The 23,920-nt window shown below is 72.2% G+C and carries 19 protein-coding genes; 11 read left to right on the forward strand and 8 right to left on the reverse strand.

Going from position 1 to position 23,920, the window contains the following annotated elements:
* Positions 1 to 230 precede the first annotated feature (230 nt).
* The 6 genes from AB0C62_RS16920 to AB0C62_RS16945 all read left to right on the forward strand — a co-directional run bounded on the left by AB0C62_RS16920 (position 231) and on the right by AB0C62_RS16945 (position 6,681).
* Positions 231 to 1,442, forward strand: a complete 1,212-nt coding sequence (locus tag AB0C62_RS16920; RefSeq protein ID WP_362973791.1) for a pyridoxal phosphate-dependent aminotransferase — start codon at positions 231 to 233, stop codon at positions 1,440 to 1,442.
* Between the two features lie 126 nt (positions 1,443 to 1,568).
* Complete coding sequence (locus tag AB0C62_RS16925; protein ID WP_081219116.1) at positions 1,569 to 1,988, forward strand: hypothetical protein; 420 nt, start codon at positions 1,569 to 1,571, stop codon at positions 1,986 to 1,988.
* Between the two features lie 283 nt (positions 1,989 to 2,271).
* Positions 2,272 to 3,345 carry a hypothetical protein gene (locus tag AB0C62_RS16930; RefSeq protein WP_362973793.1) on the forward strand — a complete coding sequence of 358 codons (1,074 nt, stop codon included), beginning with the start codon at positions 2,272 to 2,274 and terminating at the stop codon, positions 3,343 to 3,345.
* 12 nt (positions 3,346 to 3,357) lie between these two features.
* A complete protein-coding gene (locus AB0C62_RS16935) occupies positions 3,358 to 4,545 on the forward strand; it encodes a toxic anion resistance protein (protein ID WP_362973795.1) in 1,188 nt (395 codons plus the stop codon).
* Entirely contained in the window at positions 4,542 to 6,086 is a 1,545-nt protein-coding gene (locus AB0C62_RS16940; RefSeq protein WP_362973797.1) for a substrate-binding and VWA domain-containing protein, read from the forward strand. The genes AB0C62_RS16935 and AB0C62_RS16940 overlap by 4 nt, the downstream gene beginning before the upstream one ends.
* Entirely contained in the window at positions 6,073 to 6,681 is a 609-nt protein-coding gene (locus tag AB0C62_RS16945) for a hypothetical protein (protein WP_362973799.1), read from the forward strand. Before AB0C62_RS16940 ends, AB0C62_RS16945 begins: the two co-directional genes overlap by 14 nt.
* 58 nt (positions 6,682 to 6,739) lie before the next feature.
* Here AB0C62_RS16945 and AB0C62_RS16950 read toward each other — a convergent pair whose 3' ends face one another.
* The 7 genes from AB0C62_RS16950 to AB0C62_RS16980 form a co-directional block, all read right to left on the reverse strand.
* Complete coding sequence (locus tag AB0C62_RS16950) at positions 6,740 to 7,918, reverse strand: hypothetical protein (protein WP_362973801.1); 1,179 nt, start codon at positions 7,916 to 7,918, stop codon at positions 6,740 to 6,742.
* On the reverse strand, positions 7,915 to 8,727 hold the full coding sequence (locus AB0C62_RS16955) for a PP2C family serine/threonine-protein phosphatase (protein WP_362973803.1): 813 nt from the start codon (positions 8,725 to 8,727) through the stop codon (positions 7,915 to 7,917). Before AB0C62_RS16955 ends, AB0C62_RS16950 begins: the two co-directional genes overlap by 4 nt.
* 19 nt (positions 8,728 to 8,746) lie before the next feature.
* The gene (locus AB0C62_RS16960) at positions 8,747 to 9,508 is read right to left on the reverse strand and encodes a hypothetical protein (RefSeq protein ID WP_362973805.1); all 762 of its coding nucleotides are present in this window, start codon (positions 9,506 to 9,508) and stop codon (positions 8,747 to 8,749) included.
* Between the two features lie 17 nt (positions 9,509 to 9,525).
* Complete coding sequence (locus AB0C62_RS16965) at positions 9,526 to 10,683, reverse strand: hypothetical protein (protein WP_362973807.1); 1,158 nt, start codon at positions 10,681 to 10,683, stop codon at positions 9,526 to 9,528.
* Positions 10,684 to 10,798: 115 nt separating this feature from the next.
* A complete protein-coding gene (locus AB0C62_RS16970; RefSeq protein WP_362973809.1) occupies positions 10,799 to 11,155 on the reverse strand; it encodes a hypothetical protein in 357 nt (118 codons plus the stop codon).
* A gap of 94 nt (positions 11,156 to 11,249) precedes the next feature.
* Positions 11,250 to 12,236, reverse strand: coding sequence for a serine/threonine-protein kinase (locus AB0C62_RS16975; RefSeq protein ID WP_362973811.1), 987 nt, complete (start codon positions 12,234 to 12,236; stop codon positions 11,250 to 11,252).
* A 221-nt stretch (positions 12,237 to 12,457) separates the two neighbouring features.
* Complete coding sequence (locus AB0C62_RS16980; RefSeq protein ID WP_362973813.1) at positions 12,458 to 14,275, reverse strand: phosphoenolpyruvate carboxykinase (GTP); 1,818 nt, start codon at positions 14,273 to 14,275, stop codon at positions 12,458 to 12,460.
* Between the two features lie 323 nt (positions 14,276 to 14,598).
* Here AB0C62_RS16980 and AB0C62_RS16985 point away from each other — a divergent pair, with 323 nt between their 5' ends.
* From AB0C62_RS16985 to AB0C62_RS17000, 4 genes are all read left to right on the forward strand, one after another.
* Positions 14,599 to 15,312, forward strand: coding sequence for a hemolysin III family protein (locus tag AB0C62_RS16985; protein ID WP_362973815.1), 714 nt, complete (start codon positions 14,599 to 14,601; stop codon positions 15,310 to 15,312).
* Between the two features lie 160 nt (positions 15,313 to 15,472).
* Positions 15,473 to 17,038 carry an MFS transporter gene (locus AB0C62_RS16990; protein ID WP_362973817.1) on the forward strand — a complete coding sequence of 522 codons (1,566 nt, stop codon included), beginning with the start codon at positions 15,473 to 15,475 and terminating at the stop codon, positions 17,036 to 17,038.
* Positions 17,039 to 17,043: 5 nt separating this feature from the next.
* The gene (locus AB0C62_RS16995; RefSeq protein ID WP_362973819.1) at positions 17,044 to 17,706 is read left to right on the forward strand and encodes a TetR family transcriptional regulator; all 663 of its coding nucleotides are present in this window, start codon (positions 17,044 to 17,046) and stop codon (positions 17,704 to 17,706) included.
* A 4-nt stretch (positions 17,707 to 17,710) separates the two neighbouring features.
* Positions 17,711 to 18,436: a Mut7-C RNAse domain-containing protein gene (locus AB0C62_RS17000; RefSeq protein ID WP_362973821.1), complete on the forward strand. Its 726-nt coding sequence runs from the start codon at positions 17,711 to 17,713 to the stop codon at positions 18,434 to 18,436.
* Positions 18,437 to 18,480: 44 nt separating this feature from the next.
* Here AB0C62_RS17000 and AB0C62_RS17005 read toward each other — a convergent pair whose 3' ends face one another.
* Positions 18,481 to 20,520 (reverse strand): thioredoxin domain-containing protein, encoded by a 2,040-nt coding sequence (locus AB0C62_RS17005; RefSeq protein WP_362973823.1) that lies wholly within the window; start codon positions 20,518 to 20,520, stop codon positions 18,481 to 18,483.
* A 195-nt stretch (positions 20,521 to 20,715) separates the two neighbouring features.
* Between AB0C62_RS17005 and AB0C62_RS17010 the strand changes: the two genes are divergently transcribed.
* Entirely contained in the window at positions 20,716 to 23,919 is a 3,204-nt protein-coding gene (locus AB0C62_RS17010; RefSeq protein WP_362973825.1) for a tetratricopeptide repeat protein, read from the forward strand.
* Position 23,920 lies beyond the last annotated feature (1 nt).

Below are 23,920 nucleotides of genomic sequence, written 5' to 3' on the forward strand. Positions count from 1 at the left end.
GGCAGGGTCAACCTACTGGGAGGGACGGCCGGCCGGGGGTCTCCCGTCGCCCTGAGGGAGGAACGTCGCCGGCCGGGCTTCGCGGCCCCCCGGACCCGGGGCCCGGCGGTGCGGCACGGCGACCACCAGGGGTTACGGAGCGCAGCGCGGACAAAGAGGCCCGAACCGTCACGTCTCACGTGGTGAAAAACACCCCCCGGTCCTCGTTACGCGGCCGTAAGCTCACGGACATGCAGGTGATCCAGTCCACGAAGCTCGCCAACGTCTGCTACGAGATCCGGGGCCCGGTTCTTGAGGAGGCGATGCGGCTGGAAGCGGCCGGTCACCGCATCCTCAAGCTCAACACGGGCAACCCGGCGGCCTTCGGGTTCGAGTGCCCGCCGGAGATCCTGGAGGACATCCTCCGCAACGTCTCCTCGGCGCACGGCTACGGCGACGCCAAGGGCCTGCTCGCCGCCCGGCGCGCGGTGGTCATGCACAACCAGACCCTCGGCATCGAGACGGACGTCGAGCACGTCTTCATCGGCAACGGCGTCTCCGAGCTGATCGTGATGGCGATGCAGGGCCTGCTGGACGACGGCGACGAGGTCCTCGTACCGGCGCCGGACTACCCGCTGTGGACGGCCGCCGTCTCGCTGTCCGGCGGCACGGCCGTGCACTACCGCTGCGACGAGCAGTCCGACTGGATGCCCGACCTCGCGGACGTGGAGCGGAAGGTCACCGACCGCACCAAGGCGATCGTCATCATCAACCCGAACAACCCGACCGGCGCCGTGTACGACGACGCGATGCTGCGCGGGCTCACCGACATCGCCCGCCGCCACAACCTGCTGGTCTGCTCGGACGAGATCTACGACAAGATCCTCTACGACGGCGTCACGCACACCGCGACCGCCAAGATCGCCCCGGACCTGCTCACCCTCACCTTCAACGGCATGTCGAAGGCGTACCGGGTGGCGGGCTACCGCGTCGGCTGGATGTCGATCTCGGGGCCGCGCGGGCACGCGGACTCCTACATCGAGGGACTGACGATCCTCGCGAACATGCGGCTGTGCGCGAACATGCCGGGCCAGCACGGCGTGGTCGCGGCGCTCAGCGGGCGCCAGACGATCAACGAACTGGTGCTGCCGGGCGGACGACTGAAGGAACAGCGGGACGTGGCGCACGAGCTGCTGACCCAGATCCCGGGCGTGACCTGCGTGAAGCCGAAGGGGGCGCTGTATCTCTTCCCGCGCCTCGACCCCAAGGTCTTCAAGGTCAAGGACGACCGGCAGATGGTCCTCGACCTGCTGCAACGCGAGAAGATCATGGTGGTGCAGGGGACGGGCTTCAACTGGCCCGAGCCGGACCACTTCCGGGTGGTCACGCTCCCGTCGGTCGGGGACCTGACGGACGCCGTCACGCGGATCGGCAACTTCCTGGACGGCTACAGCCAGCCGTGACGGAGGACGCCGGGCCGGGCACGGCGTTCACCCTCCGTGCGTGACCCGTCCAGTTCCGCGAACCGACTCAACTTTAGACCAGATCCAAGCTAGGATGGTTTCCTGTCAGGCACAGGAGGCCCTCCCATGTACGAACCGATCCGCACGAAGTCGGTCCACACGGTGGCCGGCACCCCCTCCTCGGACTTCCCCCACCGGTCCCGCGAGGAGGAGCTGGACATCCAGCTCGCCGGTCACCTCGCGGCGCTGCTCGCCGTGACGGACGAGATCCGCACGGTGGCACCGTCCGCGGACCTCGACACCGCCGCCGAGCGACTCGCCGGTCAGGTGACCCGCCTGCGCGGTGGCTCCACGCCGGTCCGCGCCCCGGCCGCCGCCGTGGGTGAGGCCCGGCTCGTGACGCTTCACCGGCGCGCCCACGACCTCGCCGGCCGCGCCCTCGTCGTGGCGGCCTCCCGCGCCGACACGTCCGCGGCGATCCTGTCCGCGGAGCGCATGGACGCGCACGCCGCGGCCACCGGCGCCCGCGAGCTCGCCACCCGCTGAGCCCGGCACCACCGGCCCCGCACCCCGGCCCCGCACCACCGGGCCCGGGGCCCCTCGATCGGCCTCGGTCCGCGCGCTTCGACCACGACGCGCGGACCGGGTGCCTCAGTAGGGCCACCCCCGTCGCCCGCTCCGGGTACACGCCCCGCACGCACCGCCCCGGGCACCTCCCGCGCCGCCGGACCGGCGGCTCCCCCTCCGGTTGCGTACCGGGACCCGGTCGTCACCCCGCGTTCACCCTCCGAGACGGGGAACGTTGGATTCCGAGGTGCACGCTCCAGGCGTGAGACGTATCGCAGGGATCGTCCTGGCGGTCCTGTTGATCGGCGGAGTGGCAGCAGCCGTCGTCGCGGGCCGCGATGGTCAGGACAAGGGCACGGCAACGAAGACCGTGCACGGTGTGATCGGTTCGGAGAAGGCGGAGTTCTTCGCCGATCCCGACGTGGTGAAGGCCCTCGCTGCCAGGGGCTACATCGTGAAGACGGAGACCTCCGGATCCTGGGCCATGGAAGGCCTCGACCTCAAGGGGTACGACTTCGCCTTCCCCTCCAGCCAGGCGCCGGCCGACGAGCTCGCGGACAAGTACCACGTCCGCCAGCCGCTCCCCCGGCCCTTCTACTCGCCCCTCGTCGTGGTGGCCCACCACAGCGCGGCCCAGGTCCTCGCCGCCAACGGACTGGCCACCCTCGACAGGAACACCGGCACGCTGAGGATGGCGGCCTACCTGGACGCCGCCCGGCAAGAGCGGACCTGGCAGCAGCTCAAGGGCACCTCGGCACACGGTGAGCTGACCGGCACGCTCTTCGTCGCCAGCACCGACCCCGAGACCTCCAACTCCGGCGCCCTCTACCTCGCCGCCGCGTCCTATGTCGCCAACGGCGGGAACGTCGTCGCCGACGACGCCGCGGTCGGCCGGACCGCGCCCCTGATGCACCGGCTCATCAGCGTCCAGGGCGCCCAGCAGTCCAGCACCGACGCCGAGTTCCGGGACTTCGTCAGCGGCGTCGGCAACCCCCTCGTCCTGGTCTACGAGTCCCAGGTCGCGGCCCTGCTCGCCGAGGGCCAGGACGCGGGCGACCTGACGGTGCTCTACCCGGACACCACCGCCAACAGCGACCACACGGTCGTACCGCTCACGCCCGAGGGCCGGGCGCTCGGTGAACTCCTCAGCACGGACCCGACGTTGCGCCGGCTCGCCGTACGGCACGGCTTCCGGCCGCAGGGCGCGACCGGAGAGTTCACCGCGGCGACCGCCGCCCACGCCACCTATCTCAACCAGAAGCTGACCGGCGTCCGGCAGGCACCCGTGCCCGCCTCCAAGGTGCTGCACGAGATGGCACGCCGGGCCGGGAAGTAGGGGGAAGCGCACATGACCACCGAAGACACGTTCACGCTCACTCCGCCCGAGGCCGTGGCGCCCGTGCCGCGGGAGAGGGCCGGTGGGCTCGTGCCCGTCGACGCCGCCGTGCAGGACGAGATGGCCCGGCGGGCCGCGGAGTACATCGACGGACTGGCCGTCCTCGACGCCCGCTCGCCCGAGTTCGCCGGCAAGGTCGGCGAGATCGCGGGACTGGGATCGAACGAGATGCGCGGCGCCGCCGCCCAGTCCAACCGCATGCTGGAGCGGACCATCCGCAGCCTGCCCTCCCAGGGCGAGGACGCCCAGTCGCACGTGGCGGGCTCGCTCGTCGAGCTCCGCCGCGTGGTCGAGGACCTGGACCCCCGCGACCTGTCCGCGAGCAAGGGCCGCAGGTTCCTCTCCAAGCTCCCGGGCGGCAACCGGCTGCGCGACCACGTCGCCAAGTACGCCTCCGCACAAGGCACGTTGAACAAGATCGTGGGCTCCCTGCGCGGCGGCCAGGACGAACTGCGCAGGGACAACGCGGCACTTCAGACCGAACGCGTCCGGCTCTGGGAGACGATGGGCAAGCTCCAGGAGTACGTCGTGCTGACCCAGGCCCTGGACAGCGCCGTCGAGGACCACATCGCGGGCGTCGACACCACCGACCCGGCACAGGCCGACACCCTGCGCTCCGACGTCCTCTTCCCCGTCCGGCAGAAGCAGCAGGACCTGCTCACCCAGCTCGCCGTCTGCGCGCAGGGCTATCTCGCGATGGACGTGGTCCGGCGCAACAACGAGGAACTGATCAAGGGCGTCGACCGCGCGGCCACCACCACCGTCTCCGCCCTGCGCATCTCCGTGATGCTCGCCTCCGCGCTGGACAACCAGCGCAAGGTCGTCGACCAGGTCAACGCCCTGCGCGGCACCACCGAGGACCTCATCCGCGGGAACGCCGAGATGCTCGCCACCCAGAGCGGCGAGATCCAGCGCATCGCCGCCGACCCGGCCGTCGGCGCCGAGACCCTGCGCGAGGCCTTCCAGCAGATCTACCGCACCCTCGACGCCATCGACACGTACAAGGTCCGGGCGACCGAGACGATGGCCGCCACGGTGGAGTCCCTCACCACGGAACTCCGGCACGCCGGCGGCTACTTGGAGCGCAGCCGCACCCAGGGCGCACTGGAGGGCGGGCTACTGGAGGGCGGGCTCGGATGAGACGCCTCCGACAGGCGGCCCGCACGGCCGTGGCGCTGCTCGCCGTCACCGCGTGCACGGCCCAGGGAGAAGGGCGGTCCGGGGACCACAGCACCCCCGAGCACGGCACCCTCCGGATCCTCGCCTCCAGCGAACTCGGCGACATGAAGCCGGTCCTCGACCGGATCAGGCAGGACACCGGCATCACGGTCGAGCCCACCTACATGGGCACGCTCGCCGCCGTGGACCTGCTCGCACGCGGCACGGCGGACGAGGCGTACGACGCCCTGTGGCTCTCCTCCGACGACTATCTGCACCTGCGCCCGGAGGCCGCGAAGAAGGTCGTCTCGGAGACGCCGGTCATGTCGAGCCCGGTGGCGATCGGGGTCAAGCCGGCCACCGTCGCCGCGCTCGGCTGGAAGCCCGACGACGTGACCTGGTCCCAGGTGGAGAAGGCCGTGGCGGAAGGGCGACTCACGTACGGCATGACCGATCCGGCGCGCTCCAACTCCGGTTTCTCCACGCTGATCTCGGTGGCCTCCGGACTGTCCGGGGCCCAGTCGGCCCTCACCGACGCCGACGTGGACAAGGCGACGCCCCGACTGCGCGCGTTCTTCAAGGGGCAGAAACTGACGTCGGGTTCGTCCGGCTGGCTGGCCACCGCCTACGAGCGCCGCGGCACGGTGGACGCGCTGCTCAACTACGAGTCCGTCCTCAAGGGCGTCAAGGGCCTGACCGTCATCCGCCCGCGGGACGGTGTGGTGACCGCCGACTACCCGATCTCCTCCCTCGCCGCGTCCTCCAAGGACACCCGCGAGACGGTCCGGCGTCTCGCCGAGGCGCTGCGCGCGCCGGACAGCCAGCGGCGGATCACCGAGACGACCCACCGCCGCCCGGTCGTCGCCTCCGTCGCCCCGGCGACGGGACTCGACACCGGACGAAGGCGCGAACTCCCCTTCCCCGGCAGCCGGTCCGTCGCCGACAGACTCCTCGACGCCTACGAGAACAAGCTCCGCCGGCCGTCCAGGACCGTATACGTCCTGGACACCTCGGGATCCATGGGCGGAGACCGGCTCGACCGGCTCAAGAAGGCGCTCGGCGATCTGACCGGCGACTTCCGCGACCGCGAGGAGGTGACGCTGATGCCGTTCGGATCGGACGTCAAGAGCGTCCGCACACACGTCGTGCGGCCCGAGGACCCGAGAGCCGGACTCGACGCCATCCGCGCCGACACCCGCTCGCTGAGCGCCGACGGCGACACCGCGATCTACACGTCACTGGAGAAGGCGTACGAGCATCTCGGCGCCGACGACGACACGTTCACCTCGGTCGTCCTGATGACGGACGGTGAGAACACCCGGGGCGCGAGCCCGTCCGACTTCAACGCCTTCTACGACCGGCTGCCGGACGGACAGCGGGAGATCCCCGTCTTCCCGATCCTCTTCGGCGACTCCGACCGCGGCGAGCTCCAGCACATCGCCGACCTGACCGGCGGCCGCCTCTTCGACGCTCAAAAGGGCTCGCTCGACGGCGCCTTCGAGGAGATCCGTGGCTACCAATAGGCTCGTCGGCTTCCTGGAGTCCCGCAAGAACCTCACGGGCAGCGCGTGCGGCATCGCCGGGCTCGCGCTGACCTTCGCCGGGATCGCCGGTCCGTACTGGCCGGTGGTCGTCGCGGGCCTGTACGGCGCGGGCGCGCTGATCGCCCCGCCGGAGCGCCCGCCCCTCCCCGACTTCCCCGACCCCTCCGCCCAACTGGAGGAGCTGCGGGCCGACTTCGCCACGTTGCGGGAGTATCTCGACGGGGTGGAGCTGCCGCCCGCTGCGGCCGGCCGGCTCATGGAGCTGACCGAGGTGCTCACCGCGCTGCTCGACCCCGGCTGGGCCGCCGAGGTCCTCGCGCAGGACCCGGAGGGCGTGCACGTCCTGTCGCGCGCCGTGCGGCAGGACGTCCCCGAGGCGGTCGACACCTTCGTCCGCACCCGGTGGTGGACCCGGCTGGCCCCCGGCACCGAGCCGCCGGAGCGCCACCTGGAGCGCCAGCTCACGGCGTTGCAGGAGGAGGCCGACCGGCTCGTGGCGGCGCTGCGCGAGACGGAGGCCCGGCGCCAGGAGTCCCACACCCGCTATCTGGAGGAGCGCGGCCGCTCGCAGTGACGGCGTTCCGCGCGACCGCCCCGGGTGATCGCCGCAGGCGCTCACGCCTGTCGGCGCGTCAGGCGTTCGCCGCGATCACCACGAGGATCAGGACCACCGCGATCAGCAGCGCCACCTTGAGGGCCTTGGCCCACGGTGCGGCGGGCGTGGGCGGCTGGGGCGGCGGGTCCGGCACCGGGGCCGGGGCCGGGGCCGGGACCGGCGCGGGGAGGTTGAACACGTCGTGCCGGGTGACGGCCGCCCGCGCGCACCAGGGACACGAGGTCAGATGCGAGCCGTACGCGTGCAGCGGGCGGTCCGGGCAGCGGCGTACGAGGGCGCGCTCCTTGTCCAGCGCGCGCAGCCAGGCCTCCGCCGGGGGCCGCGCGGCGGGCTCGTGGACCCCGCGGCCGAAGGCGGCGAGGGCCAGGGTGAGGAGGTCGGGCGGCAGCACGGAGGGGTCGATGGTGCCGCGCGGGATGACGACCCGCTCGGGCCGCACGACGTAGGAGCAGCTGGCGGCGATGTTGTCCTTGACGGTCGACTCGGAGGCGCTCTCGTGCGGGACCCCGCCGAAGGGGTGGTTGCCGGCGGTCAGCAACTGGTAGACGAGGACCGCGAGGGCGAAGTCGTCGGTGGCGCGGGTCGCCGGGCCGCCGGCCTGCCGTTCCGGTGACGAGTAGTCGGCGGTGTGCATGAGACAGGGGAAGAGCTCCCCGGTCACCGGGTCGTTGAAGGCGATGGAGTCGCAGTCGAGGAAGGTGACGAAGCCGTTGGCGTCGACGACGACGTTGCTGCTGGAGAAGTCGCCGATGACGAGGTTGTCGTAGTGCATGCGGGCGGTCATGAAGGCGAGGTTCCAGGCGACGCCGAGCAGGAAGCGCCAGTCCGCCCGGTCGGTGAACAGCTTGAGACGCTGGGCGCGGGTGAACAGGCCGATGAGCTGGACGTGCCCGGGTTCGCCGAAGCGGTGCATGGCGTAGCCGAGGAACTCGCCCTGCGGGCCGCGGGCGAGGGCGGTCGGCCAGGCCAGTTCGGGGGGCTGTGAGGCGTCGGTGGGGCGCGCGGCGAGCGGGGACATGGTGAGCATCCGCGTCAGGCGCCGTTCCTGCTCGGGTCCCGGGGGTTCGCGGTAGAGCTTGACGACGGTGGTGTCGTCGCCGACGACGGGGTAGACGGCCGCCTGGCCGCCGCCCTTGAGGGGCAGTTCGGCGAGGAGGACGGGCTCACCGTCGAGGTACACGGTGAGGCCGCTCACGGCCGCGCCTTGAGGACGGCCCGCAGCAGGGTCTTGTCGTCGGCGTTCAGAGCGGTGAGCCGGTCGGAGCGGAGCAGGGTGGCGAGGCCCTCGTGGGCGCTGTCGGTGACGGGTCCGGGCACGTCGAGGGAGCGGAAGACGGCCTCGGCGAACGAGGGGTTCGGGGACGGCGCGCCGCTCGCGGAGCGGTTGAGCGCGGCCTGTGCGAGACCGTCGGTGGACAGCAGCACGCCGTCGATGCCGTCGTCGGACACGCAGTCGGTGTGCACCCAGCGGGCGGCGTCGGGCGAGGTGAGGAAGACGGTCTCGTTGCTGTACTCGCCGGCCGGCGGCGGCTGGGGCAGCAGGTGGAACTGCCGCTCCCCGTCCTCCGTACCGGCCCGCAGGACGACGAATCCGTCGCCCACGCTCAGATGGCCGAGCCAGCCCCGGGCGAGGACGACCACGGTGAGCGTGGTCGCGAAGTCCGCCGCGTCGGCGCCCGTCCGGTCCAGGAACACCTTGCTGACGTCGTGGAAGGCGTCCTCCAGGAGGGCGTGCACGGCCTCGCCGGGACCCCGGTCGGCGGCTGCTCCGGCCCGGCGCGCGAAGTGTTCGGCGGCCAGCTCGACCGCGAGCCGCGAGCCCTCCTCGGAGCGCGGCCTGCTGCCCGCGCCGTCCGCGACCGCGAGGACGGCGACGGACGCGGTCACCGCGTACGCGCAGGCGTCCTGGCAGGGCAGTCCCTGGCGGCGGTGGCGGTAGCCCTCGACGCTCATGCCGTGGATCCGCCACGGCGTCTCGTGCTCGTGCTCGTCGGCTCCGGTCATGTGTCCCGTCCGGTCATCGTCACGACTCCCAGGCCGGGCGCTGGGTCTTGAACTGGCTGAAGATCTTCTCGAAGACCTCGTCGCCCGCGCCCTTCTGTTCGGCGCCCGCACTCGCGGACATCATCTGGAGCAGTTCGCGGAACGGGAACCCCTGGAGGCGGGCGTTGAACTTCGGCGCGAACGCCTGGAGCACCTGCTCGCCTCGGTCGGTGATCCCGCCGACGCCGATCGCGTACAGCCGGAAGCGGCGGGCGCGCTGTTCCTCGGCGAGGACCGGGATCAACCGGTGCCAGGTGTCGGAGAGATGACCCGTGGCGTCGGTCGGCAGTCCGTCCGTGACGAGGCAGATCTGCGGCCGGTAGTACTGGAGTCCGGAGGCGCGCAGCTCGGCCTTGCGGGCGGCGACGATGTGCATGGACAGGTCGAGCGCCTCGGTCATCAGGGTGACGCCGGCGGCGACGAGCTGCGGCGGACGGAACATGTGGGCGGCGACGAAGGGGCTCACCGGGACGCCCGGGGCGAGGAGCTGGGGTCCGCGCCAGGCGGCGACGCCCTGGCCGCCGAAGGTGACGACGGCGACCTCGACGCTGTAGCTGAGACTGACGTCGTCGTGCAGTTCGCGGGTCCACTCCATGAGCGCGTTGTTGAGCGTCTCGATGGGCCGGCCCGCCATGGAGCTGGACGTGTCGAGGCAGAGGACGAGCGGCAGCCGCTGCGCGTTGTTCTCGAACTCGATGTCGGCGTACTCCGCCGGCAGGGTGGGCGGGTATTCGCTGTGCATGGAGGTCTCTCCTGGTCTCAGGGCCGGGCGTGCCGTCCGGTGGTCGGCGGGAACGCGTACAGGACGTCGGAGTCCTGGTCCCGCGCGTCGGTGACGTCGACGAGCGCGCCGGGGGCCGGGGGTGGGCGGCCGGGTTCCGCCCACACCGCCCGGTGCAGCACGTGGTCGAGCTCGACGTAGCCCTGCGGGTGCAGTTCGGTGCGGACGACGGCGGAGCGGGCGGGGCCCGGTACGTTGCCGACCCGCCGGTAGCGGTGGGCGGGCGCGGCGACCCGCAGGCGGGTGGTGCTCTCGTCCGGTGCCCGGGTGCGGGTGGTGCGCTCGTCCGGGGTCCGGATGCGGGTGGTGCGCTCGTCGGCGGCCCGGGGCGGGGGCGACGCGGCGGCGGCCTGTACGGCTCCGACGCCGGGGGCGGCGAGCGCGCGCCTGGACAGGGTGCCGACCGCGTGGGAGGAACGCCGGACCAGGAGGAGCAGGGCGCCGAGGAGGACGACGAGCACGGCGCACAGGACGGCGAGGATCCCGGTGGTGGTGTCCCAGCCGGTGTCGGAGCCGGAACCGCCCGCGGAACCGGAGTCGCCGCCGTTCCTGCCTTTCTGCGCACCCTGCTCGCCCTTGGCCGTCCCGGTGGTGCGGGACGGGGTGGCGGCCGGCGGGTCGGCGGAGTCCGCGACGGCGTACGTGTGGCGGGTCAGGTCGGCGGCCTGGTCCTGGGCGATGAACGCGGCGCCGCTCAGAGAGCCCTTGCCGAGCAGGGCGCACGGGTCCTTGGCGTTCTCGGGGTGGCAGGCGCGCAGGTCGGCCAGTTCGGCCACGGCGCCTGGGGTGAGCCGGTCGATCGTGGCGTCCTTCGCGACGAGCCGGGTCTTCCGGTCGGCCAGCAGGAGGAGCGCCGTTCCGCCCGGTCCGGTGTGGCCGCCCGTCGGGACCTCGACGACGAGGTTCTCCCTGCCGTCCCACAGGGTGCGTTCGACATCCCTGCGGTCGTCCGCGCTGCCGTCGAAGGGCACGGCCCGGTCGAGGGTGACGTGGACCGTCCCCTCGTCGATCCATCGGGACCAGCACCGCAGGCGTTGGCCGAGATCGGCGCCGCACGTCGCACCGGCCGCCGACACCGCCGGAGCGAGGACGGCCAGCAGTGCGGACAGCACGACGACAGAGAAAGAACGCCGCATGGGAAACCCCCCGTGGCCCAAAGGCACACCCCCGTGGCCATGAAAGGCACGTGCTCATAGTGGCGGTAACCGGCCGTCGGCCGAAAGGGTTTGGGAAAGCCCGCGGAATTCACTTCTACAACGCGAACACCTGGTGGCACCGGGTGAACATCTGCCTCGCCCGTTCCACCCAGTCATTGGCCAAAGCATCGAAATCCGTCTGCGTCATCCGGCAGGTCAGCGGAAGGTCGCACACGCCCGCGAGGCAGGGACGGGGCCCGCGGACGTCCCACACGGACAGCATGGGATTCAGTTGTTCGGTGTTCCAGGCATTCGACGCCGCTGCGGCGACGGCGAGTTGGTCCTGGCGCAGATAATGTCCGTCGGTCGCGAAAGCGACCAGAAGTCTCTTGGTCGTCATGAAGCGCACGGTCACCGTCCGGCCCGTCTCCGACAGGTCGAAGCGCATGGACACGGAATCGGGATCGGTCACGGTGTGGAGATTCCGCCCGGCCACCCAGGTCCGCACCAACCGGCGCCAGTGCGTGCCGATCTCCAGGACCTCGTGACCGCTGCCGGGAAGGGAGTCAGACGCCGCCACGGCCCACCGCCCCGGCGACCATCGCGTCGGTCAGTCCGGCGTCCAGCAGCGCCTGGGCGTGCAGGAGCAGGCAGGACGGCACGGACGCCGTGCCGCTCTCCTGTCGGCGTCGCGCGAGGTCCCTGGTGCGCACCTTGATGCTCTGGGCCACCGCGGGCGGCGGCCAGGCGGCGGGCCGGGGTTCGGGCTCCAACAGGCCGGCGAGCAGGTCGTCCAGCCGGGGCCGGTCCTCGGGCCGCTTGGCCAGGCAGCGCGCGATCGGGTCCCGCAACGCCGGTGGGACGCCGTCCAGTTCGGGTTCGGCGAGCGCGACCCGGTAGCGCACCGCCTCACCACTGCCGTGCGGGGGCCGGCCCGTGAGCGCGTACACGAGGACCCCGCCGAGGGAGAAGACGTCGCTCGGCGGGCCGACCGGGGCCCCCTTGATCTGTTCCGGCGACATGAAGGGCGGGGTGCCGACGACGACGCCGACCTGGGTGAGTCCGGGGGCGCCGTCCACCCGGGAGATCCCGAAGTCGATGACGCGCGGGCCGTCGGAGGCGAGGAGCACGTTGGCCGGTTTCAGGTCGCGGTGCACGACGTGGGCGGCGTGGATCGCCTGGAGGGCCTCGACCAGCCCCGCGCCGAGGCGTCGCACCTGCGGTTCGGGCAGGGGGCCGTCGGCGCGGACGGCCTCCGCGAGCGAGGGCCCGGGCACGTACAGCGTGGCGAGCCAGGGCAGTTCGGCCTCGGTGTCGGCGTCGACGACGGCGGCGGTGTAGGCACCGCTGACCACGCGGGCCGCCGCGACCTCGCGGGCGAACCGCTCCCGGAACTCGGCCTCCGCGGCGAACTCGGGCCGCACCACCTTGACGGCGACCTCGCGCCCCGCGGGCGAGCGGCCGAGATACACCCATCCCATGCCGCCGGAGCCGAGCCGCCCCACGATGCGGTACGGGCCGATCCTCAGGGGGTCACTGACCGGTGTGCGCACCCCGCCCACCTCATTTCGGGGTTCACTGCTGGATGTCAGGAGTGTCCCCCGAAAACCGCGCTTTTTCAGCCGTTCCGGCACGGGCGGGGGCGCCGGGGACGAAAGAGGCCGGGGCCCCGCACAGTGGTGTGCGGGGCCCCGGCGGGGTGCTGTCACCGCGGCCGGTCCGAACGACGTCGCAGGTCAGGGCAACGGGACCGGCCGCGGAGCGGCGGGGCGCGTCAGCCCAGGCGCTGCACCAGCGCGCGGTACTCGTCCCACAGCTCCGTCGGGGTGTGCTCGCCGAAGGTGTTGAGGTGCTCGGGGACCAGCGCGGCCTCCTCGCGCCAGACCTCCTTGTCGACCGTGAGCAGGAAGTCGAGGTCGGCGTCGGCCAGTCCGAGCCCGTCGGTGTCGAGGGACTCCCGGGTCGGCAGGACGCCGATCGGGGTCTCGACGCCCTCGGCCTTGCCTTCGAGACGCTCGACGATCCACTTCAGGACACGGCTGTTCTCGCCGAAGCCGGGCCACACGAACTTGCCCGCGTCGTTCTTGCGGAACCAGTTCACGTAGTAGATCTTCGGGAGCTTCGCCTGGTCCTTGTCCTTGGCGACGTCGACCCAGTGACCCATGTAGTCGCCCATGTTGTAGCCGCAGAACGGCAGCATGGCGAACGGGTCACGGCGCAGCTCGCCGACCTTGCCCTCGGCGGCGGCGGTCTTCTCGGAGGCGACGTTCGCGCCGAGGAAGACGCCGTGGTTCCAGTCGAAGGACTCCGTCACCAGCGGTACGGCCGTGGCACGGCGGCCGCCGAAGAGGATCGCCGAGATCGGCACGCCCTTCGGGTCCTCCCACTCGGGCGCGATGATCGGGCACTGCGAGGCGGGCACCGTGAAGCGGGCGTTGGGGTGCGCGGCGGGCGAACCGGACTCGGGCGTCCAGTCGTTGCCCTTCCAGTCGGTGAGGTGGGCCGGAGTCTCCTCCGTCATGCCCTCCCACCAGATGTCGTTGTCGTCGGTGAGCGCCACGTTGGTGAAGACGGAGTTGCCCCACAGGGTCTTCATCGCGTTGGCGTTGGTGTGCTCACCGGTGCCGGGCGCGACGCCGAAGAAACCGGCCTCGGGGTTGATGGCGTACAGCCGGCCGTCCTCGCCGAAGCGCATCCAGGCGATGTCGTCGCCGATGGTCTCGACGGTCCAGCCGGAGACGGTGGGCTCCAGCATGGCGAGGTTCGTCTTGCCGCAGGCGCTCGGGAAGGCGGCGGCGACGTACTTCGACTCGCCCTGCGGGGGCGTCAGCTTGAGGATGAGCATGTGCTCGGCGAGCCAGCCCTCGTCGCGCGCCATCACGGACGCGATGCGCAGGGCGTAGCACTTCTTGCCGAGCAGGGCGTTGCCGCCGTAGCCCGATCCGTACGACCAGATCTCGCGGGTCTCGGGGAAGTGCGAGATGTACTTCGTGGAGTTGCACGGCCACGGCACGTCCGCCTCGCCCTCGGCGAGCGGCGCTCCGAGCGTGTGCACAGCACGCACGAAGAAGCCGTCGGTACCGAGTTCGTCGAGGACGGGCTGTCCCATGCGGGTCATGGTGCGCATGGAGACGGCGACGTAGGCGGAGTCGGTGATCTCGACGCCGATCGCGGAGAGGTCCGAGCCGAGGGGACCCATGCAGAACGGGACGACGTACATCGTCCGGCCCTTCATGGAGCCGCGGAAGACGCCCTTCTCCCCCGCGAAGATCTCCCGCATCTCGGCGGGAGCCTTCCAGTGGTTGGTCGGGCCCGCGTCCTGCTCCTTCTCGGAGCAGATGAAGGTCCTGTCCTCGACCCGGGCGACATCGGTCGGGTCGGAGGCCGCGTAGTACGAGTTGGGGCGCTTGATCGGGTCGAGCTTCCGGAAGGTGCCCTTGCTGACGAGCTCCTCGCTCAGTCGCTCGTACTCCGCCTCGGATCCGTCGCACCAGACCACGTTGTCCGGCTGGGTCAGTTCGGCGATCTCGTTGACCCACGAGATCAGTTCCTTGTGGTTGGTCGGGACGGGAGCCGCGATGTCGCGCGCCACGATTGCTCCTAAATGAGGGTTTTGTTGTTGTGCCCCGTGGGGGCTGCGACCCGGATGCTTCACGGTGGTTGACCCCCTGGCGCTCATCCGGTGCCGACCGCACTCATTTGATCATCCGACTGAACCGCCCATATGTCCAGAGGGCCTCACACCTGAGCGGAGTGAGCATCGCCACTCGCCGGAGGGTTTCCCCCCGCTTGCCTCGGGTTCACCGCGAGTACCCCCGCGCCGCCCGGCCGGCCGCGTGAGACCATGGCCACTATTGGCGGCTCCTTACGCCGGACCGACCCGTAACTTACGGTTCCGTAGGTACGATTCGGACCATGACTGCGTCCGTCCCCGACGCGCCCACGGACTCGCCGGCCGCCGGCCACGCGTCTGTCGCGCACACCCTGTCGGAAGAGATCAAGCCCAAGCTCCGCGGCTGGCTGCACCTCGGCATGTTCCCGGCCGCCCTCATCTCCGGACTGATCCTCACCACGCTGGCGGACTCACCTCGTGGCCGTGTCGCGTGCGGGATCTTCGCCCTGACGGCCTGCCTGCTGTTCGGCGTGAGCGCTCTCTACCACCGCGGCGACTGGAGCCCGCGCATGGACGGCGTCCTGCGCAGACTCGACCACGCGAACATCTTCCTGATCATCGCGGGCACCTACACCCCGCTGACGATGCTGCTGCTCCCCGACGCGAAGGGGAAGTGGCTCCTGTGGAGCATCTGGGCCGCCGCGGCGGCGGGCATCGCCTTCCGGGTGTTCTGGGTCGGCGCCCCGCGCTGGCTCTACACCCCCTGCTACATCGCGATGGGCTGGGCGGCCGTCTTCTTCCTCCCGGACTTCATGCGCACCGGCGGCATCGCCGTCCTCGTCCTGGTCGTCGTGGGCGGTCTGCTCTACAGCGCGGGCGGAGTCATCTACGGCATCAAGCGCCCCAACCCCTCGCCGCGCTACTTCGGGTTCCACGAGGTCTTCCACTCCCTGACCCTCGCGGCGTTCGTCGTGCACTACGTCGGCATCTCCCTGGTGGCCTACCAGCACGGATGACCCCCGCGGGGCGCCATCAGCGCCCCCGGACCCCCCTTCTCCCGCAGTGGCCGTGGCTTTCCAGCCGCGGCCACTGCGCGTTTCCCGGACGGACGGCGAGCCCCGATCGACAGCCCGAGTGGATTGACAGTCAGCACCTTTTGAGAGTTACTCTCATTTCATGGTGACTATCACGCACGACGACGACGTCCGGCGCCACCCGCGCCGCTGGTGGGCCCTCGGGGCCCTGGTCGCGAGCATGCTCGTGCTCGGCTTCGACATGACGATCCTCAACGTCGCTCTGCCGACGATGGCCCGCGACCTGGGCGCCTCCACCGGAGAGCAGCAGTGGATGGCGGACGCGTACGTCGTCGTCTTCGCCTCGCTCATGCTTCCGGCGGGCCTGCTCGGCGACCGCTTCGGACGCCGCCGGATGCTCATCACCGGCCTCGGCGTCTTCCTCGCCGGATCCCTGGCCGGCGCCCTCGTCTCCGACGTGACCTGGGTGATCGTCGCCCGCGCCCTGATGGGGGTCGGCGGCGCGCTCGTCATGCCGCTCGCGTTGGCCGTACTGCCCTCGCTCTTCGGACCCGACGAGCGCACCAAGGCCGTCGGAGCCGTCTCCGCGGCCTCCGCGCTCGGCCTGCCCCTCGGCCCGATCATCGGCGGCTGGCTGCTGAACCACTTCTGGTGGGGCTCGGTGTTCCTGGTCAACGTGCCGATGGCCGCCATCGGCATCGCCGCCTGCGTCCTCCTGCTCCCCGAGACCCGCGACCCGGGCTCACCCAAGGTCGACACCGTCTCCACCGCGCTCACCGCGGTCGGCCTCAGCGTGCTGATCTACGCCATCATCGAGGCCCCGGGACGCGGCTGGGGCGACCCGCTCGTGCTGGCCTGCTTCGCCGCCTCGCTCGTCCTGATCGCGCTGCTCGTCGTCCGCGAACGCCGCGCCGCCCGCCCGATGCTCGATCTCTCCCTGCTCAGCCAGCGCGGCTTCCTGCTGAACACCCTCGCCGCGACCCTCGTCATGTTCGTTCTCTCCGGTCTGATGTTCGTCCTGCCGCAGTACCTCCAGGCGGTTCTCGGCCACGACGCGCTGGCGACCGGCGTACGGATGCTGCCGATGATGGGCGGACTACTGATCGCCTCCCGGGCGGCCCAGCCACTGCTCGCCCGGTTCGGGGCACGCGCGGTGATCAGCGCCGGTCTCGTCACGCTCGCCTTCGCCGCGTTCCTCGGCAGCCGCACGACCGTCGACGACGGTTACGGCTTCACCGCGCTGTGGCTGTCCGTCGCCGGGCTCGGCTTCGGCTTCGCCGTCGTCCCCGCGATGTCCGCCGCCCTCGGCGCCCTCCCCCGCGACCGGGCCGGCAGCGGCTCCGGCCTGCTGATGACCGTGCGCCAGGTGGGCGGCGCGATCGGCATCGCCCTGCTCGGCTCGCTGCTGGCGAGCGCGTACACCGACCGGCTCGACACCTCCGCGCTGCCCCACGCCGCCGCGGACACCGCCGGCGACTCCGTGGTCGGCGCACACGTGGTGGCCGCCCGGCTCGGCGACCACGCCCTCGCCGCCTCCGCCGACGCCGCCTACATCCACGGCATGGACCTCGTCCTGCTCGTCAGTGGCGTCGCCGCGCTGGTCACCGCCCTGCTGGCCGCCGCCCTGCTGCCCGGCACCCGGACGTCCGCCCCCGCACCCGAGGAGGACACCACCATGGCCCCGGCCACGGCCGATGCCGGACAATGAGGACCATGGCCGCCACCGCACAGAGTTCCACTCCCGCCGCGGAGCCCCAGCCGGGGCTCCGCGAACGGAAGAAGATCAAGACCCGCATCGCGATCCGCGAGGCGACGTACCGGCTCATCGAGGCGCAGGGGTACGACGCCACGACCATCGAGCAGATCGCGGAGGCGGCCGAGGTCTCCCCCTCCACCGTGTTCCGGTACTTCCCCACCAAGGAGGACATCGTCCTCACCGACGAGTACGACCCCCTGCTGGAACAGGAACTGCGGGAGCGCCCGGCCGACGAAGCGTGGTTCGACTCCCTGCGCCATGTGCTCCGCAAGGCCATCGGCCTCGGCGCGTCGGAGGACCCCGAGGTCTCCCGGCTGCGGACCCGGCTGATGGTCGAGGTCCCCGCGGTGCGGTCCCGGATGATGGAGAGCGCCTCGGTCACCGGAAGACTGCTCAGCCGGGCCATCGCGGAACGCGTCGGCCGGGACCCGGAGAGCCTGGAGGTCCGCGTCTTCGCCATGTCACTGATCGGCGGACTCATGGAGACCTCCCTGTACTGGGCCGAGACCGGCCACCGGGAGGACTTCGCCGACCTCGTCGACCGGACCGTCAGTGTCCTGGAGCACGGTCTGCCGCCGGGAAACCCGGAGGCCTCGGGCGCGCCCCGCATGCCATCCTGACCGCGTGAACGGACCGGAGATCCACATCGAATTCGCCCCCGAACTGGGGCTGTTCGTCCCGCACGCCCGCCGCACCGGGGCCACCCCCGCCGCCACCGACGGCTCCTCCACCCTCGGCCACGTCGTCGAGTCGCTCGGCGTCCCGCTCACCGAGGTCGGCGCCCTGGTCGTGGACGGCGCGGAGGTGCCCTTCTCGCACATCCCGGCGGCCGGCGAGTCGGTACGGGTCCACGCCGTCGAGCGACCGCAGCGCGTCCCCGGGGCGCCGCTGCGCTTCCTCCTCGACGTCCACCTCGGCACCCTCGCCCGCCGGCTGCGGCTCCTCGGCGTCGACGCGGCCTACGAGTCCACCGACATCGGGGACCCCGCCCTCGCCACCCGGTCCGCGGCCGAGCGGCGCGTCCTGCTCAGCCGCGACCGCGGACTGCTGCGCCGCCGTGAGCTGTGGGCCGGCGGCTTCGTCTACAGCACCCGGCCCGACGACCAACTTCGCGACGTACTGGGCCGGTTCGCGCCCGAGCTGAACCCGTGGACCCGCTGCACCGCGTGCAACGGCCTGCTCGCCAGGGCGACCAAGGAACAGGTCGCCGACCAGCTGGCGGGCGGAACCGAGCGGTCGTACGACGTGTTCGCGCAGTGCGGGGAGTGCGGGCGCGCCTACTGGAAGGGCGCGCACCACGACCGGCTGGAGACCGTCGTGGAACGCGCCCTCGCGGAGTTCGGCACGTGACGCCGGGGCTGAAGCAGGCGTCGCGACTCAGGCGTTCGGGCTGATCAGGCGTTCGGGCTGATCAGGGTCGCGCGCAGCTCCTCGGGGTCGGTCGTCGGGGCGTCGCACACGAAGTGACGGCAGACGTACGCGGCCGGACTGCCGTCCACCAGGGGCCGCCCGGCGAGCAGCGGCAGTTCGTCGCTCTCCGGTGCCCCGAACGCCACCACGGCGCCCGGCGCGGTACCCAGAAGTGCCGTACGCCGCAGGGCCGTTGTCGCCGGGTCACCCGCGTCGCCGACGACCGCGACCTCCCGGGGACCGTCGAGCAGCGCCTCGGCGACCGCGAGCCCCCAGCCGATGAACCGGGGCGCGCGCGGGCCCAGCGCCTTCACGACGCCCAACGCCCGCTCGGCGGCGGCGCGATGGGGCTCGGCGCCGGTCTGCGCGGCGTACGTCAGCAGCGCCCCGGCCGCCGCGCTCCACCCGGAGGGCGTCGCGTTGTCGGTCGGGTCCTGCGGGCGGCGGATCAACTGCTCGGCGTCCGCCGCCGTGTCGTACAGGGCGCCCGACTCCGCGTCCGTGAACTGTGCGAGGACGTGGTCGAGCAGGAATCCGGCGAACTCCAGCCAGACGCCCTCCCCGGTGACGGACGCCAGCGCGAGGAAGCCCTCGGCCACGTCCGCGTAGTCCTCCAGCACCCCGGCGTTCGAACCGACCTGGCCGTCCTTGCTGGTCCGGGCGAGCCGGGCGTGCTCGTCCATGTGCAGGCGTACGAGGAGGTCGGCGGCGCCGATCGCGGCCTCCACCAGGTCGGGGCGGTCGAAGTAGGCGCCGGTCTCCGCGAGGGCGGCCACCGCGAGGCCGTTCCACGCCGCGACCACCTTGTCGTCCCGTCCGGGGGCGGGCCGCTCGGCGCGCGCGGCGAGCAGCCGCTCCCGCAGCGAGGCGACCTTCTCCGCGTCGACGACGCCTTCCTGCTGGGGCAGTTGGAGCACCGAGGCACCCTCCTCGAAGGTGCCCTCCTCGGTCACGCCGAAGTGCCGGGCGGCGAGTTCGGCGTCCGCGTCCCCGAGCACCTCGCGCAGCTCCGCGGGCGTCCACGCGTAGTACGCGCCCTCGACGTGCCGCCCGCTCCCGTCGTCGCTGTCGGCGTCCAGAGCCGAGGCGAACCCGCCTTCTGTGGTGCGGAGTTCACGCACCAGGAAGTCGGCGGTCTCCAGCGCGACCCGGCGGGCCGACTCGGACCCGGTGGCCCTCCAGAGATGGGCGTAGACGCGGCAGAGCAGGGCGTTGTCGTAGAGCATCTTCTCGAAGTGCGGGACCACCCAGTCGCGGTCGACGGAGTAGCGCGCGAAACCGCCGCCGAGCTGGTCGTACAGGCCGCCGCGGGCCATCCGTTCGCACGTGTCGACGGCCATCTGGAGCGCACCCTCGGAGCCGGTCCGCGCGTGGTGGCGCAGCAGGAACTCGATCACCATGGACGGCGGGAACTTGGGCGCCCCGCCGAAGCCGCCGCGCGTGGCGTCGTACTCCCGGGTGAGGCCGAGCAGCGCGCCGGCCAGGTCCTCCTCGCCGGGCGCGCTGCTGTCCCCGAAGTTCATCTCCCGCTCGGCGAGATCGCGGGTGATCTTCCCCGCGACCTCCGCGACCTCGTCGCGCCGCTCGGCCCAGGCACCGGACACACCCTCCAGGACCTGCCGGAAGGAGGCCATGCCGTGGCGGGGCTCGGGCGGGAAGTAGGTGCCGAAGTAGAACGGCTCGGCGTCCGGGGTGAGGAAGACCGTCATGGGCCAGCCGCCCTGCCCGGTCGCCGCCTGCACGGCCTCCATGTAGACGGCGTCGACGTCGGGCCGCTCCTCCCGGTCGACCTTGACGCTCACGAAGTGCTCGTTCAGGTAGGCGGCGGTCGCCTCGTCCTCGAAGGACTCGTGGGCCATGACGTGGCACCAGTGACAACTGCTGTATCCGACGCTCAGCAGGACGGGCCGGCCGGTCCTGCGTGCCTCCTCGAAGGCCTCGGCCGACCAGGGCCACCAGTCGACGGGGTTGTCGGCGTGCTGGAGCAGGTAGGGGGACGTCTCATGGGCCAGTCGGTTCGGCATGCTTCCATCCTGCCTGACCGGTCCCCGCCCGTGGCGGGACGGCCTGCGGGCCCGGCGCGGGCGCACCACCCGATCCGCCCAACGCGGCCCGCCCCGCGGCCGGCCGCCGAACGGTGATCGTCGGCCCTCTCGCGCTCAGGTCGCTCCCGAAGGACACTCATAGGCCAAGGAGTTGCTGCCGGAGGGGGACGTGACATGCGGGACAGCCACCGGGCGGAGGCCGAGCGCCTGTTGGCCAGGGCCGTCGAGGAGGAGGTGCGCCGCTCGGGAGGGCGTGTCGACGGCGGGGTGCTGTTGTCGCGGGCGCGAGCCGCGCTCGACGCGATGGCGGGGACCGCCGCGGAGGAGTACGAGACGTACACCCGGGCTCTGGACGAGGCGGCGGCGGGACAGCAGACGTTCGGGCAGCGTTACGCGCGCGAGGGTTCCGGAACTCCCCTGCTGGTGGCCGCCGTCGGTGCCTTAGCGGCCGTCGTGGCCGACCTGGCGCTCGGTACCGGCGCGGGCACGGCCGTCGGCACCGGGGCGACGGTGGCGGTGGCGGGCGCCGCGACCACCGTCCTCAAGGTGACGGCCACGCACATGCCGGCCGCGAGCCGCCGGGCCGGGGCGCTGGGCCAGCCGGGCGGCCCCGAACAGCTGCGGCTCCAGTGGCTGACCGCCCTGGAGGTACGGGGTATCCGGCCGTTCCTCGACCAGCAGCGGGTGCTCAACGCGTCGACCGGCGCGAAGAAGGGTGCGCCCCAGTTGCGGCGCACCGACAAGAGCGCGGCGGCCCGCAGGCGCAGTGTCCTGGAGCAGTCCTTCGGTCAACTGCCGGAGTCGGAGGGCCCGTTCGCCGGTCGGCGGACCGAGCTGTCCCGGGTCGCACAGTGGGTGCAGGCGGCCCGCGCGAGCACGGAGACGAAGCCGACGGTCGTCGTGCTGCACGGCGCGCCCGGCTCCGGCCGCAGCACGCTCGCGATCCGCGCGGCGCACGCCCTCAAGGACCAGTTCCGCGGCGCGTGCGTGGTGGACCTGCGGGGCGACAGCCCGGACGACCCGCCGCTCACCACACGCGACGCCCTGCTCCATCTGCTGAACCGGCTGGGCGCGCCCCGCGAGCAGCTCCTGTTCCGTGAGCGTTCCTCGCAGGACCAGCAGGCCAGACGGTTGAGCGAGCTGTACCACCAGCATCTGACGGGCCTGCCGGTGACGATCGTGCTGGACGACGCGAGCGACGCCGAGCAGGTGCGCACCCTCGTACCGGAGCGCTCGGAGAGCCTCGTCCTGGTCACCGCGCGCAAGCCGCTCGACCTGCCGGCCGACCTTGCGGCCTGGGTGCACCAGTTGCCCGTCGAGGCCCTGGACACGGCGGGCGCGGAGGAACTGCTCACCGCGTCGGCGCAGGACCGCTCCGGCCCGTACGACGCCGAATCCACCGACCAGGTACGGGAGTTGTGCGGCGGGCTGCCGCTGGCGCTGCGCGTGGCGGGCTCGTCGCTCGGTCCGCGTACCGCTCGTCAGCTCGCGACCGACCTGGCGGCTTACGGCCCGGTGGAGCCCGTGGAGCGGGTGCTGTGGCTGCGGTACACGGATCAGTCGGACATGGGCCGCCGGCTGCTGCGCCGGCTGGCGCTGGCCGGCCGGGCCTCGCTCGGTGCCGCCGCGGCGGCCTCGCTCCTCGCGACCGACGAACCCGAGGCGACCCGGCATCTGACGGCCCTGTCGCAGGCGGGTCTGATCGACCACGTGCGCGGCAGCCGGTACCGCCTGCACGACCTCGTCCGGGCCTTCGCCGCGGCCCGTCTCCTCGACGAGGAGGAGGAGGCGGAACGCACGGCGGCGCAGGAGCGCCTGATCGTGAACTACGCGGAGCTGGCCGACTCCGTGATCCGCCTGGTCGACGGGAAGACGTCGACGCGCGCCGACCAGTTCGGGCCGCACGGCTTCACCTCGCTGGACGCCGCGCTGCGCTGGCTGGACGACGAGTCCAGCTTCATCACGGCGGCCCTGCGGCACGCGGAGGGGGTGAACCAGTCCGCGGTCCTGAACCTGCTGGGCGCCCTGTGCGACTACTGCCTGCTGCGCGGCGACCTGTACCGCCTCGGCGAGATCAGCGAGCTGACGCAGGCCGTCGACCAGGGGCTGCTGGTCCGTTCGGTGCAGTGGCGCACCGGTATCGCGGCCCGTCAGCTGGGAGAGCTGGACAAGGCGCGGACCACGCTGGCGTCGGTGGTCGACCTGTACTTCGAGGCGCACCACGACGCGGGCGCGGCGCGGGCGCTGTGCTCGCTGGGCATCACGCTGCACCACCAGGGCAATCTGACCGAGGCGGCGGCCAAGCTCCAGGAGGCCATGGACCTGCAGGCCTCCCTCGAGCTGGCGGCGGACCGGGCGTGGACGATGCACGCGCTGGCGGCGGTGGAGCGTGACAGGTCCCGGCTCGCCCAGGCGCTGGACCTGCTCACCGAGGCACTGGTCCTGCACCGCGCGAGCGGGTCGGTGCACGGCGAGGCGTGGGCGCACTTCCAGCTGGGGCAGCTCGGGCTGCGCATGGGCGACGTGCCGCGCGCCGACCGGGAGCTGCGTGAGGCGCTCGATCTGTACGGTCGTACGCGCGATGCCCGCGGTGAGGCCTGGGCGCTGACCCAGCTGGCCCGGGCCCGGCTCGTGGAGGGCGACCCGTCGTCCGCGGTCGACGGGCTGCGCCAGGCGGCGTCGCGTCACCGGGAGAACGAGGACGCGCGCGGCGAGGCGTGGACGGTCTACTACCTGGGCCAGGCACTGGAGGAGACCGGCAATCTCGACCAGGCGGTTCGCGAGCTGGAGCGCTCGCGGACGATGTTCTCCCGGATGCGGGACGTGTACGGGCTGGCGTGCGCCCGTCACCATTCGGCCCGGGTGACCCGCGACCAGCGGGCCGCGCAGACGGGTTCGCTGCGCAATTCCGGCTTCGCCCGCCAGCTCCTGGTGGACGCCCGGGCGGACTTCCGGCGCATCGGCGTGGCGCACGGCGAGGCCTGGACGTGTCTGGAGCTCGCCGTGGTCGACGCGGGCAACGGCCGCGCCCAGCAGGCCATGGCGCTGTGCGACGAGGCCGTCGGCCTGTTCGCGTCGTACGGCGACCACCGCGGCGAGGACTGGGCGCGCTTCCTGCGCAGCACCCTGCTCCCGTACGCGGCGCCCGGTGGTTACGAGGTGGGGGCGGCGGTGGCCCAGGAGGAGCTGGCGCAGCTCTCGCGGACCGGCCACGCGACGCGGGACGGGAAGCTGGACGACTGCATCGAGGCCTACCAGCTCCTGCTGGAGCGGGGCGTGGATCTGGACGCGGGCTGGCAGGCGTGGCGTCTGGGCATGGTGCCGGGCCGCCACGCCCGTGACGTGATGGGCGTGGCGGTGGGGGCGGCGCGGGACTGAG

Source organism: Streptomyces sp. NPDC048643 (genome assembly GCF_040650615.1).
GTDB lineage: Bacteria > Actinomycetota > Actinomycetes > Streptomycetales > Streptomycetaceae > Streptomyces.